This is a genomic window from Paucilactobacillus oligofermentans DSM 15707 = LMG 22743, assembly GCF_001434315.1.
Lineage (GTDB): Bacteria > Bacillota > Bacilli > Lactobacillales > Lactobacillaceae > Paucilactobacillus > Paucilactobacillus oligofermentans.
On sequence record NZ_AZFE01000031.1, the window covers coordinates 423,783 to 439,154 of the forward strand.

17 protein-coding genes are annotated in these 15,372 nt (G+C 36.2%); 7 read left to right on the forward strand and 10 right to left on the reverse strand.

Annotated elements, in window-relative coordinates; genetic code table 11:
- Positions 1 to 2: 2 nt before the first annotated feature.
- Complete coding sequence (locus FC70_RS05655) at positions 3 to 1,277, reverse strand: dicarboxylate/amino acid:cation symporter (protein ID WP_057890023.1); 1,275 nt, start codon at positions 1,275 to 1,277, stop codon at positions 3 to 5.
- Positions 1,278 to 1,506: 229 nt separating this feature from the next.
- On the opposite strand from FC70_RS05655, the gene FC70_RS05660 reads away from it, so the two are divergent.
- Both FC70_RS05660 and FC70_RS05665 read left to right on the forward strand, forming a co-directional pair.
- Positions 1,507 to 2,673 carry an iron-containing alcohol dehydrogenase gene (locus tag FC70_RS05660; RefSeq protein WP_057890024.1) on the forward strand — a complete coding sequence of 389 codons (1,167 nt, stop codon included), beginning with the start codon at positions 1,507 to 1,509 and terminating at the stop codon, positions 2,671 to 2,673.
- A 169-nt stretch (positions 2,674 to 2,842) separates the two neighbouring features.
- Positions 2,843 to 3,496, forward strand: coding sequence for a YczE/YyaS/YitT family protein (locus FC70_RS05665; protein ID WP_057890025.1), 654 nt, complete (start codon positions 2,843 to 2,845; stop codon positions 3,494 to 3,496).
- A gap of 55 nt (positions 3,497 to 3,551) precedes the next feature.
- On the opposite strand, the gene FC70_RS05670 is transcribed toward FC70_RS05665, so the two are convergent.
- From FC70_RS05670 to FC70_RS05685, 4 genes are all read right to left on the reverse strand, one after another.
- Positions 3,552 to 4,550 carry a LacI family DNA-binding transcriptional regulator gene (locus FC70_RS05670; protein WP_057890026.1) on the reverse strand — a complete coding sequence of 333 codons (999 nt, stop codon included), beginning with the start codon at positions 4,548 to 4,550 and terminating at the stop codon, positions 3,552 to 3,554.
- 18 nt (positions 4,551 to 4,568) lie between these two features.
- The gene (locus FC70_RS05675; protein ID WP_057890027.1) at positions 4,569 to 6,014 is read right to left on the reverse strand and encodes a UDP-glucose--hexose-1-phosphate uridylyltransferase; all 1,446 of its coding nucleotides are present in this window, start codon (positions 6,012 to 6,014) and stop codon (positions 4,569 to 4,571) included.
- 92 nt (positions 6,015 to 6,106) lie between these two features.
- Positions 6,107 to 7,276 carry a galactokinase gene (locus tag FC70_RS05680; RefSeq protein ID WP_057890028.1) on the reverse strand — a complete coding sequence of 390 codons (1,170 nt, stop codon included), beginning with the start codon at positions 7,274 to 7,276 and terminating at the stop codon, positions 6,107 to 6,109.
- Positions 7,277 to 7,468: 192 nt separating this feature from the next.
- Entirely contained in the window at positions 7,469 to 8,485 is a 1,017-nt protein-coding gene (locus FC70_RS05685; protein WP_057890029.1) for a DUF1002 domain-containing protein, read from the reverse strand.
- Between the two features lie 102 nt (positions 8,486 to 8,587).
- On the opposite strand from FC70_RS05685, the gene FC70_RS05690 reads away from it, so the two are divergent.
- The 5 genes from FC70_RS05690 (at position 8,588) to FC70_RS05710 (ending at position 12,019) form a co-directional block, all read left to right on the forward strand.
- Positions 8,588 to 9,550 (forward strand): GDSL-type esterase/lipase family protein, encoded by a 963-nt coding sequence (locus FC70_RS05690; RefSeq protein ID WP_057890030.1) that lies wholly within the window; start codon positions 8,588 to 8,590, stop codon positions 9,548 to 9,550.
- 12 nt (positions 9,551 to 9,562) lie between these two features.
- Entirely contained in the window at positions 9,563 to 10,354 is a 792-nt protein-coding gene (locus FC70_RS05695) for a tyrosine-protein phosphatase (RefSeq protein ID WP_057890031.1), read from the forward strand.
- 228 nt (positions 10,355 to 10,582) lie between these two features.
- Complete coding sequence (locus FC70_RS05700) at positions 10,583 to 11,137, forward strand: TetR/AcrR family transcriptional regulator (protein WP_057890032.1); 555 nt, start codon at positions 10,583 to 10,585, stop codon at positions 11,135 to 11,137.
- Between the two features lie 123 nt (positions 11,138 to 11,260).
- Positions 11,261 to 11,770: a YbhB/YbcL family Raf kinase inhibitor-like protein gene (locus FC70_RS05705; protein WP_057890293.1), complete on the forward strand. Its 510-nt coding sequence runs from the start codon at positions 11,261 to 11,263 to the stop codon at positions 11,768 to 11,770.
- A 21-nt stretch (positions 11,771 to 11,791) separates the two neighbouring features.
- Positions 11,792 to 12,019, forward strand: a complete 228-nt coding sequence (locus FC70_RS05710; protein WP_057890033.1) for a hypothetical protein — start codon at positions 11,792 to 11,794, stop codon at positions 12,017 to 12,019.
- Positions 12,020 to 12,063: 44 nt separating this feature from the next.
- Here FC70_RS05710 and FC70_RS05715 read toward each other — a convergent pair whose 3' ends face one another.
- The 5 genes from FC70_RS05715 to FC70_RS05735 all read right to left on the reverse strand — a co-directional run bounded on the left by FC70_RS05715 (position 12,064) and on the right by FC70_RS05735 (position 15,353).
- On the reverse strand, positions 12,064 to 12,798 hold the full coding sequence (locus FC70_RS05715; protein WP_057890034.1) for an amino acid ABC transporter ATP-binding protein: 735 nt from the start codon (positions 12,796 to 12,798) through the stop codon (positions 12,064 to 12,066).
- 4 nt (positions 12,799 to 12,802) lie between these two features.
- Positions 12,803 to 13,495: an amino acid ABC transporter permease gene (locus tag FC70_RS05720; RefSeq protein WP_057890035.1), complete on the reverse strand. Its 693-nt coding sequence runs from the start codon at positions 13,493 to 13,495 to the stop codon at positions 12,803 to 12,805.
- A gap of 115 nt (positions 13,496 to 13,610) precedes the next feature.
- The gene (locus tag FC70_RS05725) at positions 13,611 to 14,414 is read right to left on the reverse strand and encodes a transporter substrate-binding domain-containing protein (protein ID WP_057890036.1); all 804 of its coding nucleotides are present in this window, start codon (positions 14,412 to 14,414) and stop codon (positions 13,611 to 13,613) included.
- A 123-nt stretch (positions 14,415 to 14,537) separates the two neighbouring features.
- Positions 14,538 to 15,023, reverse strand: coding sequence for a GNAT family N-acetyltransferase (locus tag FC70_RS05730; RefSeq protein ID WP_057890037.1), 486 nt, complete (start codon positions 15,021 to 15,023; stop codon positions 14,538 to 14,540).
- 6 nt (positions 15,024 to 15,029) lie between these two features.
- Positions 15,030 to 15,353 (reverse strand): hypothetical protein, encoded by a 324-nt coding sequence (locus FC70_RS05735; RefSeq protein ID WP_057890038.1) that lies wholly within the window; start codon positions 15,351 to 15,353, stop codon positions 15,030 to 15,032.
- Positions 15,354 to 15,372 lie beyond the last annotated feature (19 nt).

Sequence of the window (15,372 nt, forward strand, 5' to 3'; positions counted from 1 at the left end):
TTTCAGCTTTCAAAATCAGCTAAGTACTTTTTATTTTTTTCGACGTCAAATTCGCCTTCAGATTTACCAATTACAATCGTGGCCACTGAATTACCGACCACGTTAACTGCCGTCCGTGCCATATCAACAAAGCGATCAATTCCGGCAATAAAGGTTAACCCAGCCATTGGTACCCCAATTGTCGACACAGTGGCTAATAAGACAACGAATGAGGCTCCTGGAACGCCAGCCATCCCTTTGGAAGTAATCATTAACACCAAAAGCAACGTAATTTGGTGTGTTAAGGTCAAATGAATGCCATATGCCTGGGCCAAAAATAGTGCCGCTAATGATTGATAGATTGCAGAGCCATCCAAATTAAAGGTATAACCAGTTGGAATTACAAATGAGACAATTCCTTTACTAACCCCATAGTTTTCCATTTTAGAAACTAATCGAGGTAATGTAGCTTCTGAACTGGCGGTTGAAAAAGCAATTAAAAATTCATCTTTAATTACTCGCATTAATGACCAATACTTAATTTTAAACATCCGACAAACTAAGCCTAAAATTACGACAATAAAAAAGGCCATGGTTACATATGTGATTAGGACAAATAATCCTAACGGTGCCAAAGCACCAATCCCCATTTCAGCAATCGTCATTCCAATCAAGCCAAAAACTCCGATGGGAGCAAATTTCATCACCCAATTAGTTACTTTAAACATCACTTCTGACACAGCTTGTAAGAAATCAATAATAATTTTTCCACGTTCGCCAATGGCCGCTGTCCCGAGACCAAAGAAAACTGAGAAAAAGATAATTGGCATCATATCACCGGCCGATAAAGATGCAAAGAAATTGGTAGGAATAATTCCCATCAACGTATCCCATAATCCAGTATGTGATGCGGTTTTGGCGGTTGCGATATATTTAGAAATATCAGAACCATGGAGATCATGAATATTAATAAATGTTCCTGGATGGGTAATATTACCAACAACTAATCCTAAAGCAATTGCAATGGTTGTCATTACTTCAAAATAAATCAAAGTTTTTCCACCAACTCGACCTAATTTATGAATATCACCCATATTGGCAATTCCAACCGTCAAGCAGGAAACCACAATTGGAAGCACGATCATTTGAATTAAGCTAATAAAGATGGTTCCTAAATTTTGCATTGCGACAATGGCGACTTTATTATGGTAAAAAATTACCCCAAAAATAATCCCCATGATTAAGCCAATAATAATTTGCCATCCTAATGAAAGTCTAGGCATTCGATATTTCTTCATGATCTCTCTTCCTTCCTTAAAACCCGATTAAAATTAGTTTATCACAATTAAAAACTGGTTAGTTTAAACCACAAAAAATAATTTTATATATTTTCCTCAAAAAACACAATAAAGTTGCTCTGCTAAATCGTTCATACCCCTTACAAACATTGACGTTGCAATACTTGTGAAATGCGTTACAATTACCTTGTAATCGCTTTAATATTTTATATTTTTGGAGGAATTTATTATGGTACAACCTAATACAGATTTTATGATGCCCAATGTTAACTTTTTTGGCCCTAACGTGATTAAAGAAATTGGTCAACGTGCAAAATTACTCGGTATGAAAAAGCCTTTAATTGTCACTGATTCATTTTTACGTAACCTCGAAAACGGTCCAGTTAAACAAACCGAAGCCTCATTAGCTGCTGCTGGGGTTGACTATGCTTTCTATGATAATGTTGAACCTAACCCTAAAGTACGCAACGTTAATGAAGGTAAACAAACTTATCTAGATGCTAATTGTGATAGTATCATTTCCGTTGGTGGTGGATCTTCTCATGATTGTGCCAAGGGAATCGGAATTATTTTAACTAATGGTGATGATATTACTAAGTTAGCTGGAATTGATACCCTTGAAAATCCATTACCTCCACTATTGGCAGTTAACACAACTGCCGGTACTGCTAGCGAAATTACCCGCCATGCAGTTATTACCAATGAAGAAACTAAATTAAAATTCGTTGTTATTTCATGGCGTAACGTTCCACTAGTATCATTCAACGACCCAATGTTAATGCTTGATGTTCCAAAGGGATTAACTGCTGCAACTGGAATGGATGCTTTAACTCATTCCGTTGAATCATATGTTTCTGAACATCGCAATGACATCACAGATGCCCAAGCAATCCAAGCTATTAAACTAATCAGTAAATATTTGCCACAAGCCGTTGCGGATGGCCACAACATCGAAGCTCGTACTAAGATGGCTGAAGCCTCACTACTAGCTGGAATGGCCTTTAATAATGCTGATCTTGGTTATGTTCATGCCATGGCTCATCAACTTGGTGGTCAATATGATGCTCCTCATGGTGAATGTTGTGCAGCTTTAATGCCAACCGTTGAAAAGTGGAACATGATTGCTTCACCACAACGTTTTGCTGATATCGCTCGTTTCATGGGTGAAAATATCGACGGCCTTAATGTTTGGGAAGCCGGTCAAAAAGCCATTGATGCATTACAAAGAATGTCTGATTTAGTTGGTATCCGGACCGTTAAACAATTAGGTGCTAAACCTGAAGATTTCGAATTACTAGCTAAAAATGCACTCCTTGATGGTAATGCAGGCCCTAACCCTCGTAAGGGTAATGCCGCTGATATTGTTGAATTATTTAAAGAAGCTTATAACAAATAAATCGTAAATTATCGTAAAAGTCATGATTAAAAATCATGACTTTTTTAGTTTCATTAAATTCAAATTATTGAACCATAATCATCAAATTATTCAAACTAAATGTATTTAGCTTTCTATTATCTAATAATAAATGTAAAATAAAGTCATCTTAGAAGGGACGGTATTTTTTATGCGTCAGAATGGCTTGTCAGGAAGAATATTTTTCCTTTGTTTTTCAATTATTATCAATTCTTTTTTTAACGCTTTAACGGTTGCCACTAATATGGGGAGCGCAGTTTGGACCGCGTCAGCCACCAACCTCTCTGAATGGCTCCACTTTTCATTAGGAAATGTTCTAATGGTCATGGGTGTGATCGTTGCCGTCGCTAACTTACTGCTCATTCAAAAATTTGATTATCTCCGATTAATCCGAAATTTGTTATTCGTTTTCCCTTTTAGTTATCTTTTACAGTATTGGCGTGATTGGTTTGTTGCGATTGGTGTCCCAAACCTTCCAATCTACTGGCGGATTATTTTAGATGCCATTGCAATTGTCGGAATTGCTTTAGCCGTGTCACTTTATCAACGAGCAAATCTAATTATTCATCCAAATGATGACTTACCATATATTTTACGATTTAAATTCATGCATGGTAATTCAGTACTATCACAATGGACTAGTAATATCCCACCAATTTTAGTAATTATCATCTCCGTTATCGCAACCCATACCATAGTTGCCGTTAATATCGGAACCGTTTTAGCAATCGCCCTTCAAGGCTATTTAATCGGTTGGGGAGACAAGTACTTCTTCCCTGGTCTAAAACATCATTTAAATTTTTAATTATCAAAAAAATCCTTATGAACTCACTTAATTGTGAATTCATAAGGATTTTGTTTTAAAAAGTAGTTTTTCGTTTAATTAATTTAGTACCCAACACTAATTTTTTAGGGTAATCCCGATTAGTAGTCTGCTGTTCTTCCATTAATAAGACCGCATTTTCACCCATTTCTTCGGTTGGCACTTTAACTGAAGTAAGCCCTGGGAAAATATAATTAGCAATTGTTGTATCGTTAAAACTAATTACATTAACGCGTTCTGGAATTTTAACATTACGTTCTTGTAAAGCTTTAATGGCCCCAACTGACATTGGATCATTTGAAATATAAAACGCATGTGGTAACTGATCCCCTAACGAATCAATTGCCTTAATCATTTGGTCGTAACCTGATTGCGAACTATAGTCGCCTTTAAAAACCCAGTCTGATTTAAATAACTTTTTAACTTTCATTTCTCGTTCAAAGTAATGAAATCTTAAGTCCGGAATCTCTTCTTGATGATCACTTGTCGTTTCACTACCATAAATCATTCCAATATCAGCTAATTCAGTTTTTAAAAATTGACTAATGGCCAACTGAGTTCCATGTTCAAAATCAGCTGTGACACTATCACATTCACTAGGCAAACCATCATAATCAACAATCACTAACTTGCCTGAAATCTGTTTAAACCGCAGGATTTGTCGCTTACTAAATTTTCCCACCGCAATAATTCCATCAACTGCAGTTGGAATTTGATCTAGTTTACTTTCAAAAATCTGTACCACTTGAAAACCAATCCGTTCACACGCTCTTTCAATCCCAGTTCTAATTGATCGATAATATAAATCGTCTAGCTCTTGCTTTTGCGTATACCACTGAACAACCGCAATTTTGGCAAATTTATTTTTCACTTTAGTTCGCTGATGTTTCGTATAATTCAGCTCTTCTGCCGCTTGAAAAATTCTTTGTCGGGTGTCTTCGCCCACAGATAGTGAGCTATCACCATTTAACACACGCGAAACCGTTGCTAACGAAACGTTTGCTTTGGTTGCAATATCTTTTAATGTTGTTGCCATTTGTGGGCCACCTTTCTTTTATAGTTGATCAATAAATCGATTCCAAGCTTGTTTTCCTTGATCATCATCTTTGAAGACGCCTGCATTTTCAAGCACTTGTGCAAAGACGGTTGCTAGTTCTTGGTGTAATATCTCATCTACATTCTTAGCGGTAATGGTTTGTCGTGCCTGCACTTCCTTTGCCCAGGCCAGATGCATCTCTTCAATCTGGTTATCTTCATTCAGCCAAAAGCGTTTAACCTCTTGCATTTCAGTCAATAAACGTGCTGGTAAAATTGCCCGTCCCATAACTTCAATTAGCCCAATATTTTCTTTTTTAATATGGGCAACTTCATCATGCGGATGAAAAATACCATTTGGAAATTCCGCTGAAGTTCCGTTATCACGTAAAACTAAATCTAAAATAAATGTATCACCGTCGCGATGCATAATTGGGGTCACGGTATGATGGCTAGTTTCACCAGTGTACGCCTTAATTGATACTGTCTCGTCACTATATTGTTTCCAATTATTCATAATTTGTTCAGCCAAATCAACCAATTGGTCAGTATCATTACTTTCCAACCGAATATCACTCATTGGCCAATTAACAATCCCAGCTTGAACATGATCAAATTTGGGAAATTCAAGTTTTTGTTTCAAGTCAGCTTTCATCATTGGGAAAATATGTTTTCCACCTTGATAATGTTCATGGGCCAACATTGAGCCGCCAACAATTGGTAAATCAGCATTACTCCCAACAAAATATTCTGGAAATTGATTTTCAATATCAATTAAATTGGTAATCGTTTGACGATTAATTTTCATGGGTTCATGGACTGAATCTAAGAAAATACAGTGTTCATTAAAATAAGCATAGGGTGAATATTGCATTCCCCATTCTTCATCCCCAACCTTAATTCTAATCACCCGATGATTACTTCGAGCTGGATAGCCGAGTCGACCTAAATAGCCTTCATTTTCCATACACAACTGGCACATTGGATATTTAACATCCTTTGAATTTGAGTCCGCCGCAATCATCTTGGGATCTTTTTCAGGCTTTGAAAGATTAATCGTAATTTCTAAATCACCGTATTTAGTTTCATTACTAAATTCGACATTTTTCTTAATTGCCGCAACTTTAATATAGTCGTTAGCTTTACAAAATTCATAAAAGAAATTAGTTGCAGCTTGTGGTGATTCTGCATACTTTGCTTGAAATTGACGATTTAAGGCAGCTGGCGTTGGCGTAACTAAATCCATTAATTGATCATTCAAAATTTCTTTTGCGGTAACTGAATCGTCAATTTTTTGATTGCTGATAGCTAACGCAATTAATTGATCTTTCACTGATTGATCATTTCTTAATTGATCGTCATCCCCAACAAACCCACGAATTTTATTCGCTACATAGAATCGATCCATTTCTTCATAAGTACCAGATTCAATCACTTGATTAACAAACTGTTCAATAGCTTTCATGTTTACTGCTCCCTCTTATGCTCTTAAATAATTAAACATAGGGACTCTCGCATCATCGCCAGAATCCCTACTGAATTACGATATTATCTATTTTACAACTGATGTGGTCCATCGACAATTTCAGCATCATAAAAGTCAGCATCATAGCCAATCTTGTCGCGATAAACTTTACCAACGTTGGTTTTAAAAGCTTCAGCTTGGTCTTTTTTAACAATGGCAATCGCACTACCACCAAAACCGCCACCAATCATCCGAGCCCCTAGTACACCTGGTTGTTCCCAAGCAGTATGGGCTAAAGTATCCAATTCAATTCCTGAAACTTCATAATCATATTGAAGTGAAACGTGTGAAGCATTAATTAATTGGCCTAATTGAACTAGGTCACCATTTAATAATGCTTCCTTGGCATACAAGGTACGTTGATTTTCCAATACCGCATGGCGTGCACGACGAATCATCACATCGTCAGCAATTAAATAATCATAACGATCAAAAGTTTTTGCATCAATTTCGCCTAAGGTTTTAATATCTAACTTCTTTTGTAAACGGTGAACGGCTTCTTCACTTTCTGCCCGACGGTCATTATAACTTGAATCAGCCAATGAATGTTTTTTATTAGTATTCATAATGACAATAATATAGTCACCTAAGGCCAATGGATAATATTCATATTCCATGGTATTCGTATCAAGTAACATGGCGTTATCTTTTTTACCCATTCCAACCGCAAATTGATCCATGATTCCAGAATTTAAGCCAACAAATTCATTTTCAACTTTTTGTCCTAATTTAACTAAATCTAATTGTTCAACTTGAAGATTAAATTGGTCTTTCAAGATATAACCCATTAATAATTCAATTGAAGCTGATGATGATAATCCGGCTCCATATGGCAAGTTACCATGTACGAGTAAATTAAATCCGTGATCAAAAGTTTGACCAGCTTCAGTTAACTTAACTAACATCCCTTTAAAATAATTGATCCATTTACGTTCTGGAACAGTTTCGGGTTTCGTATCCCCAAGTTCAAAAGTAATGATTGCGGATTCATCCATATTAGCGGATGACAAGGCAACAGTATTATCATCACGATTACCATAAGCACCAAAAGTTCCTAAACTAATTGCAGCTGGAAAAACATGACCACCATTATAATCTGTATGTTCTCCAATTACATTAATTCGACCTGGTGAAAAGTAAACTGCTTCGGCTGGTTTAGCAAAGACATCTTGATATTCTTGTAATAAAGCTTCTTTTTTCATTAGGAATCTCCTGTTTTCAACGTGTTATAATTTTTGGTAAAATTTTACTAAATATATCGTAATCTTTAACTAACTAATTGTCAATCATTTTATTTAGATAAACGCTATTTTAACAGTAATGAAAACGGTTAATTACTTTTGATAAAATCAAGTAAAAAAGCACAGCGTTGAGCTGTACTTTCAGCAATATTTTTAAAGTAACGTCTGTACATAAGCAATTAATTCTTGAATCCAAAGCACCACTTTATTCCATATTTTTTGGAAAACATTACCGTATTTAGACATCAAAGCACGGCCATCGGCACTATTAGCAAAATCGCTCAGTTTTGACATTGCATCACCAGCACTATTTTTCAATGAATCAGCAATGCTTGATGCATTATCAATATACGATTTAGTGGTTGAAACCGGTGCTTTTTGTACTTGAATTAACGCATTAACAATCAACGTAATTGACGTTGACGATGTCTTATCCTCAATATTATATTTTTCCAGCGCCGTTTCTAATTGCGCTTTAACTTCCGATTGTGAAGAAGTTGTCCCATTATCTTGGCGATCTTTAGCTAAATCAGATGAAACTTCGCCCACCGCAGCCATCAGTTCACCTGAATATTTACTATCATCACTATTATCATCAATTGCCGTTTGGGTCGCATCTAACACGCTATTAGCAGCCGTCGTATTTTGGGTACTTAATTGAATCCCATCGGTTGCAAGAGCTTTATATACACCTGCTAAAGCAGCTTCACCCGTCACGGATTGATTAGCCGTTACCGTAATAATCACATCATTGACCCCAGCCATCGTGGCAACCATTGCGTATTGTTGGGCTGTCACTTTACTGATATTACTATTACCATCATATTTAACGATATTTACTTTAACTCCAGTTCCAGAGGCCGCTGGGGCAATTGCCACCGAACTAATCATTGCAGAGTCAGTCGTACCATCTGACGAAATATACGTTGCGTAGTCACTGGCAGTCGAAGTTAACGACGTATAACTGCTTGTTACTCCTAAGGCACTATCAACTTTTGATTGCGCACCGGAAGCCATTCCCGCTCCGTAAACAACGTATGATTTTGATAAAGCCGTTGTTTGAACCGCCGTTGTATCTGCGTGAACCGTTAATATTTCAGAGCCAATTGCTGCATACATGCTGATAATTAACATCACGGCAGCGATTGCGATTTGTTTAATAAGCTTCATAATGCACCTCCTGAGTACCCTACTATTTTATCATTTTCCATATACTTAGGTTTTTGATTGTCGTAAAATTAAGAAAATACTAATTTGTGTGGAGATTTTATGATGATTGACTTAACCCTTTTAACCACTGACATCTTAAATAATACAAATCTGGTTGGTCGTTGGACTATCAAACAAATTCATGGGATTGATACTATCTATTCGACTAACTTAGGTAGTTCACTAAAATTTGAAATCAACCATAGTCAATTCTTACGGTTAAATTGTTTCAACAATGGTAATTATCTTGGTAATCCACAAGAAGTCGCCATTCGCATTGATGGTTTAACTTGGACCCGGTTTCGCGTTAACGAACTAATTGAATTACCGTTGTCTGATAATCAACATCTTATCGAAATTATGTTTGCTGGTAACTCCGATGTTGACGAAATTTGGACCGGCAAACAAGGTCTGGCAATTAAATCAATCCAAACCAGCAAACCAGCAATTATCACACCATATATTAATCGGCATCACGTCACTTTTATTGGTGATTCAATTACGGCTGGATGCTGGGTAAATGGTAAAAAAACCTCTGCTGATTATTCACCCTATGCAAATTATGTCGGCATTTGTTCCGATATTTTACAACTTGATGCGACCTACATCGCTTACTCAGCGGCCGGATTAATTCGTCACGGATTAGGTGGCGTTCCCACCACCAATGAATATCTAACCAAATTAGACAGCGAAACATATTACCCTCTAAAGCGACCCGAACTAATTGTTATCAATCTTGGTACTAACGATATTATTCATTCCAATCAAGCTTTTAAATTAAAACTAACTGACTTCTATCAACAGCTAACTAAATTAGTTCCAGATAGTCATTACTTATTTATTATTCCATTTAATCAAAGTTTTCAAAGTGTTTTTCATGAAGTATTTGATCACGAACCTGTTATACTGGTGGAAACGAACGATTGGCAAATACCATACACCGATCAGGTTCATCCGAATCTTGCTGGTTCTAAAATAGCCGGTGAAAAACTAGCGGCTATCATTCAAACTCAGGTTTTTAAGTAGATGGAGGTACATATGAACTCAAATGAACGCTTATTATCAATCACGCACGGTAATAACTTCCGTGACTTAGGTGGTTATCAAACCACTAATGGTCAAACAATTAAATGGCAGAAATTAATTCGATCAGGTCATTTACATGAATTAGATCATGATGACTTAAACACATTGCAAAGCATGAACGTGGCTTTTGATATCGATTTTCGAGCGCCTAAGGAAGCCGAACTGCAACCAGATAAAGTACCTAGCAATGCTTCTTACCATCGCCTATCCGTCTTTGAAACAGATAAAACCGATGCTTCTCACAGCCAAGAAGAAATCCAACGTGAATATTCCGACGATCCCCATGCTGGCTTTAACCACATGGTTGCTATCTATCAAGAAATGGTTACGACTAATCAAGCAAAAGCAGCTTACCAAAACTTTTTTAAATTATTAATTAGTGCTGAAGGCAATCAATCTGTCCTTTATCATTGCACGGCTGGTAAAGATCGAACTGGCTTAGGTAGTGTCTTTTTACTATCTGCTTTGGGCGTTGACCAAAAAACCATTTTAAATGATTATTTATTAACCAACTCTGTTACCGCCGACTACGTTAATAATCGTGTCAGTTCCATTCTAAGTGCTGGGTTGCCACAGGCTTTTGCGGATAATACCCGTGCCCTTTCAACCGTTGCGCCCGAATATTTAAATCAATCAATGGAAACCATTAATACATCATTTGGTAGTATGTCGAACTATCTAAGTCAACATCTAGAATTAAGTAATTCAGATATTCAAACCCTTAAAAATAATTTTTTAAACTAATTAATGACTTTCAAATACTAAATGATGGTAAATCAATTGACCATGATTTAGTTTTTTTGATTGTAATTAAGTTTCATTAGGGTGATAATTAACAGTGGGAACTATTAACGTATGGATACTATTTAAAATTAATAATATTGTTGTGTATATTTTTGGTAATTACTGGCGTGATTTTAATTATACTTTGTCTTAAAGCTGAGTAAACATTTACAGTGGGGGATTTTCAAAATGGATAAACGAATCTTACGTTCTCGAGTATTGATTAACCAGGCCTTGTTGGATATTTTAAAGGTCAAAAACTTTCCCGATATTACAGTTAGCGAAATAGCTAAACGGGCTAATATCGATCGAAAAACTTTTTATGCACATTACAATTCAACAAATGATGTTATGAAAGTATTAGAAGATAAACTGAGTATTGAAATGACGAAAATATTTGTCCAGCCGGATACATTTAGCATCTCTATATTTATTGATGGTATGACCGACTTAATGTTTGATCAATTTGAAGTTTACGTTCACATTGCTAACAGTATAAATTATTCAGTCATCATAACTGATATCAAACGAATCTTAACGAATGTCTTAATTGATCAATTTGAAAGAAATCCCAAATACACTCAAGAAGAATTTAACATTGCGATGAATTTTGTCTCATCTGGTGTCATCGACCATTTTCAAGCTTGGCTCCAAACATCAGAGCATTCAAATGAAGTCTTACATGAATCTAACAAAATGATTAAAGAAATCGTCAATCATGAACTAGCTATTTATCGAAAATAATTAAGTACTGATAACTCATAATCTTTGTTATTAGTACTTTTTTGTTGCTCAAAAGGCTGTCATTCGCCCCTCATGTTAAAACAATGTATAATGGAACTATTACCAAGAGAGGGTGTGATGCTTATGCAAGTTTCATTACCAATCATTGATGGCTACCTACCAGATAAATATGGTAAATATGCTACCAATGACAATAAATACAATGGTCAACCATCATTGTCATTTCCAATTAAGCTTACCGATTTACCAATTGGTACGGTTACAACCGCTCTAGTGATGCTAGATTATGATGCAATTCCAGTCTCAGGGTTCACGTGGATTCATTGGACTGCGGCAAACATTCCTGCAACTATGTTAGAAATCCCGGAAGATGCTAGTCAAAATAACACCTTTAAAATGATTCAGGGCAGAAATAGCACTGCTGGTGGACTTGTTGGCGCTACCGATCCATTACAAACGCAGCGATACGCTGGGCCACAACCACCCAATAAAGATCATATGTATTCTTTATATGTTTATGCACTTGATACTGAACTACCCTTAAAAAACGGCTACTGGCTCAATGAATTTTATCAAGCCATTGACAGTCACCTATTAAATAAAGTTAGAATAGACTTCCTCAGCCGTAAATAATTTGAAAGAGAGTTGATTACTATGTCAGATCGTATATTTTTTAACCCCGGAGATTCAATTGCTAATATTAATGATTACCAAGAGGCTGTTCGCAAAGGGCAACTTTGGAAGAATGCCAAAGAAATTGATGATTTAGTAATTGCTAAAGGCGCAGACGACAAAGACTACGCCATCTTTTACGCAAAGGATGCACTACCAGAAAGTCACAAAAGTCATCCTAACGCTTATGAAGTAAAGAAAAAAATCTAACTAAATAAAGACGCCATACAATTAAATGTATGGCGCCTTTATTTTTAGAGCTTCATTCCGGTTAAAAAGGCTTGAATCCGTTCCGTTGGATGATTAAAGAATTCATCCTTGGTTCCTTCAAACTCAATTTGACCATTTTCAAGAAAAACAATTTTATCTGCCACCCGACGGGCAAACTCTAAATTATGGGTTACCACAATCATCGATTGTTTTTCTTTAGCTAATTTAAGCAACACTCGTAAGACTTGCGCTTCAATTTCTGGATCCAACGCGCTCGTTGGTTCATCAAATAACATATATTCTGGCTTCATGGCTAAGGCCCGACAAATTGAAATCCGTTGTTGTTGGCCACCGGATAATTGATTAGGAAAGCGATCTTTAGTTTCAACTAATCCAACTAATTCAAGTAAATGCATTGCATCTTTTTGTGCCGCAATTTTATCCTGTTTTAAAACGTGAATTGGTCCTTCGGTAATGTTTTGTAAAATCGTTAAATGCGGAAATAAGTTCCAGCTTTGAAACACCATTCCCGTTAGTTGGCGAATTTGTAATTTTTCTTTATTAGAAATATCTTTGCTAAAATCAATGGTATGATCACCAATTTTGTAGATACCCTTTTCAGGTTCTTCTAATAAGTTTAATGACCGTAATAAGGTTGATTTACCTGCCCCTGAAGGTCCAAGTAAAACTGTGGTTTCATGTTCTTTAAAGTCTAAATTAATATCATTTAAGGCATGATGATCTGCGTATGCTTTATCGACATGTTCTAATTTTAGCATCTAATTAGCCTCCATTCACAATGTAACGTGATGTGTATTTTTCAAGATAATATTGACCGATACTTAAAATTGAGCAGAAAACAGCATAATAAACCGCAACCATACAATACATCAACATTGGTTCATAATTTTTAGCCGCAATTTGTTGACTCACCGTAAACATTTCCAAAATCGTAATTGAGCTAGCTAACGAAGTATCTTTAACGAGACCAATAAATGAGTTCGACAATGGTGGAATCGCGACGCGCATCGCTTGAGGAAAAATAATTCGAAATAATACTTGTGGGTAAGACATGCCAATTGCATATGCCGCTTCCCATTGGCTTTTAGGAATTGAAATAATTGCTCCTCGAACTGATTCAGAACAGTATGCTCCCGTGTTTAAGGAGAAAGTAATAATCCCGGCTGTAAAAGCATCTAATTGAATTCCAACACTTGGAAGTCCAAAAAAGACAATAAACAATTGAACTAATAGTGGTGTTGAACGAAATAGCCAAATATAAAAGCTAATAATCCAGCGCAAAACTTTGAAACAGGATTTAGCAACTCCACTACCTTTGGGTTCAGTAGTTCGTGCTAATGCAGTTGCCACAGCAATCACCATCGCAATTACGAACGAAATTAGAGCCAAAGGAATACTATATTTAATACCGGCCCCAACAATTTCAGGCGTAGATTTAACAATGGTTTCCCACATGATTTGATTTCCCCTCTAAACTTTTTATTCTGCTTAAATGATACAGTTATTATAAACTAAAAACGCCTTATTCCGTAGTCAAAACGGAATAATGACGAATTAGCTTAACTACTGATTATTTTTCAGTGATATCAGCGGTAAAGTACTTCACTGATAACTTCTTCAAAGTGCCATCTGCTTTTAATTCCTTTAAAGCCTTATTAATTTTTTTCGTCAAAGCTGGATTTTGCTTATTGACTAAGCCAGCAATCTTAGCTGATTTAACTTTGTTAGTTGGAATAACTGTGTACTTAAATTCATTAGCAGCAGATGGATTATCCTTTAAATAACTTAAATATGCTTCACGCGCATTCAAATTACCATCAGCACGGCCTTCTTTAACTAAATTCAATGCACTGGTAAATTCACTTGATGAAACAACTTTGGCACCAAATTTTTGGGCCACGGTTTCGTTATTAGTTCCTACCCCAGCAACAATCTTCTTACCTTTAATATCATCAATATTGTTAATAGTTGTGTTATCTTTTTGAGTAATCAAAACTTCACGTGAGTAAATGTAAGGATCGGTAAATGAAAACTTCTTAGCGCGAGCGTTAGTAATTGTCACGTTGTTAAAGACAACATCAAACTTTTTGCTACCCAATCCAGCAATTAAGCTGTCCCATTTAGTTGGGACAAACTTAACTTTATAGCCCATTTTTTTAGCAACATCTTGGGCTAGTTCAACTTCAAATCCTTTTAGCTTACCATTTTCACGATAAGAATATGGTGAATAAGTTCCTTCTAGTCCAACGGTTAGGGTGCCTTTAGTTTTCAACTGAACGGAATCGCTTGAGCTACTTTTCCCACAAGCAGAGAGCGTAACCATTAACAATAAACTGAGCGCAGTAATTCCTGTAATCTTAAGCCATTTCTTCATATCAACTAAATCCTCCAATTAAATGCTTACAAAATGTTAGTAACTATTATTATACATAAAATACATTGATAATGGTAGATTTAGGCCCTATCTATCTAGAATTTATTCAATATATCCTGATTGCTAAAATTCCAAGACCAAGTTATACCAAATTTCACCACCATGAGTGGAATTCGAAAGTCCTTCATTGGCAAAGCCATTTAATTCATAAAAAGGTACTAATCGCTCTAAGCAAGTTAAGGTAATCCCAATCCGTTGGGCTTTTTTTGCATCCTTGATTAATTGTTTTAGTAGTTTTGAGCCAATTTGTTGGTGCTGAGCTTCTGGGGAAACTGCCAAACTCAAGACACTTTGAAACCCACCCATCATCTCATTCGTGGTTACTTGATCAAATAAATCATCCGTTAAATAACGCTGCTTTACAACTGGACCCACAATAAAGCCTTGCACATTCCCGGTTTCATCATTAGCCACTAAGAAAGTATCTGCAATCACTTGAATCCGCTCCGCCATTGAAACTTCAGTTGCGGCTTCCTCCGGGGTAAAACCACTGGTTTCAATACGCATCAATGCCGGTAAATCAGCCACTTTAGCATGTCTAATTTTCATCTTATATCATCCTCGTGTAATTTTAGTTGCGACCGCTTCAAGTCGAAACATCAGACCAAGAGCATCTTTCCGAAAATCTTCAATAAAATTAACTCCTGTGGGTTTAATTTGTCCCATTTGGTCGCCCATAATATCAATATCAATTAATTTTTCGCCATCCCATTTAATCGTGTCATAATGGCCTTCCGCTGCTTCATCAACAAATGCCTGCAAAGATTCTATCACCGCCGTTTTAATCACTTCATCTTCACTAATGATGCGACCAACTTGTTGTTCACGGGCGATATTCATCACGACTTCATCCATATTTTGTGGAATTTCAATACTCATTTTCATTGGCTCCTATCTA

What these genes read in the sequence shown, in the direction of transcription:
- FC70_RS05655 (WP_057890023.1), bottom strand. Translation starts at nt 1,277, where the DNA reads ATGAAGAAATATCGAATGCCTAGACTTTCATTAGGATGGCAAATTATT.
- FC70_RS05660 (WP_057890024.1), top strand. Translation starts at nt 1,507, where the DNA reads ATGGTACAACCTAATACAGATTTTATGATGCCCAATGTTAACTTTTTT.
- FC70_RS05665 (WP_057890025.1), top strand. Translation starts at nt 2,843, where the DNA reads ATGCGTCAGAATGGCTTGTCAGGAAGAATATTTTTCCTTTGTTTTTCA.
- FC70_RS05670 (WP_057890026.1), bottom strand. Translation starts at nt 4,550, where the DNA reads ATGGCAACAACATTAAAAGATATTGCAACCAAAGCAAACGTTTCGTTA.
- FC70_RS05675 (WP_057890027.1), bottom strand. Translation starts at nt 6,014, where the DNA reads ATGAAAGCTATTGAACAGTTTGTTAATCAAGTGATTGAATCTGGTACT.
- FC70_RS05680 (WP_057890028.1), bottom strand. Translation starts at nt 7,276, where the DNA reads ATGAAAAAAGAAGCTTTATTACAAGAATATCAAGATGTCTTTGCTAAA.
- FC70_RS05685 (WP_057890029.1), bottom strand. Translation starts at nt 8,485, where the DNA reads ATGAAGCTTATTAAACAAATCGCAATCGCTGCCGTGATGTTAATTATC.
- FC70_RS05690 (WP_057890030.1), top strand. Translation starts at nt 8,588, where the DNA reads ATGATTGACTTAACCCTTTTAACCACTGACATCTTAAATAATACAAAT.
- FC70_RS05695 (WP_057890031.1), top strand. Translation starts at nt 9,563, where the DNA reads ATGAACTCAAATGAACGCTTATTATCAATCACGCACGGTAATAACTTC.
- FC70_RS05700 (WP_057890032.1), top strand. Translation starts at nt 10,583, where the DNA reads ATGGATAAACGAATCTTACGTTCTCGAGTATTGATTAACCAGGCCTTG.
- FC70_RS05705 (WP_057890293.1), top strand. Translation starts at nt 11,261, where the DNA reads ATGCAAGTTTCATTACCAATCATTGATGGCTACCTACCAGATAAATAT.
- FC70_RS05710 (WP_057890033.1), top strand. Translation starts at nt 11,792, where the DNA reads ATGTCAGATCGTATATTTTTTAACCCCGGAGATTCAATTGCTAATATT.
- FC70_RS05715 (WP_057890034.1), bottom strand. Translation starts at nt 12,798, where the DNA reads ATGCTAAAATTAGAACATGTCGATAAAGCATACGCAGATCATCATGCC.
- FC70_RS05720 (WP_057890035.1), bottom strand. Translation starts at nt 13,495, where the DNA reads ATGTGGGAAACCATTGTTAAATCTACGCCTGAAATTGTTGGGGCCGGT.
- FC70_RS05725 (WP_057890036.1), bottom strand. Translation starts at nt 14,414, where the DNA reads ATGAAGAAATGGCTTAAGATTACAGGAATTACTGCGCTCAGTTTATTG.
- FC70_RS05730 (WP_057890037.1), bottom strand. Translation starts at nt 15,023, where the DNA reads ATGAAAATTAGACATGCTAAAGTGGCTGATTTACCGGCATTGATGCGT.
- FC70_RS05735 (WP_057890038.1), bottom strand. Translation starts at nt 15,353, where the DNA reads ATGAGTATTGAAATTCCACAAAATATGGATGAAGTCGTGATGAATATC.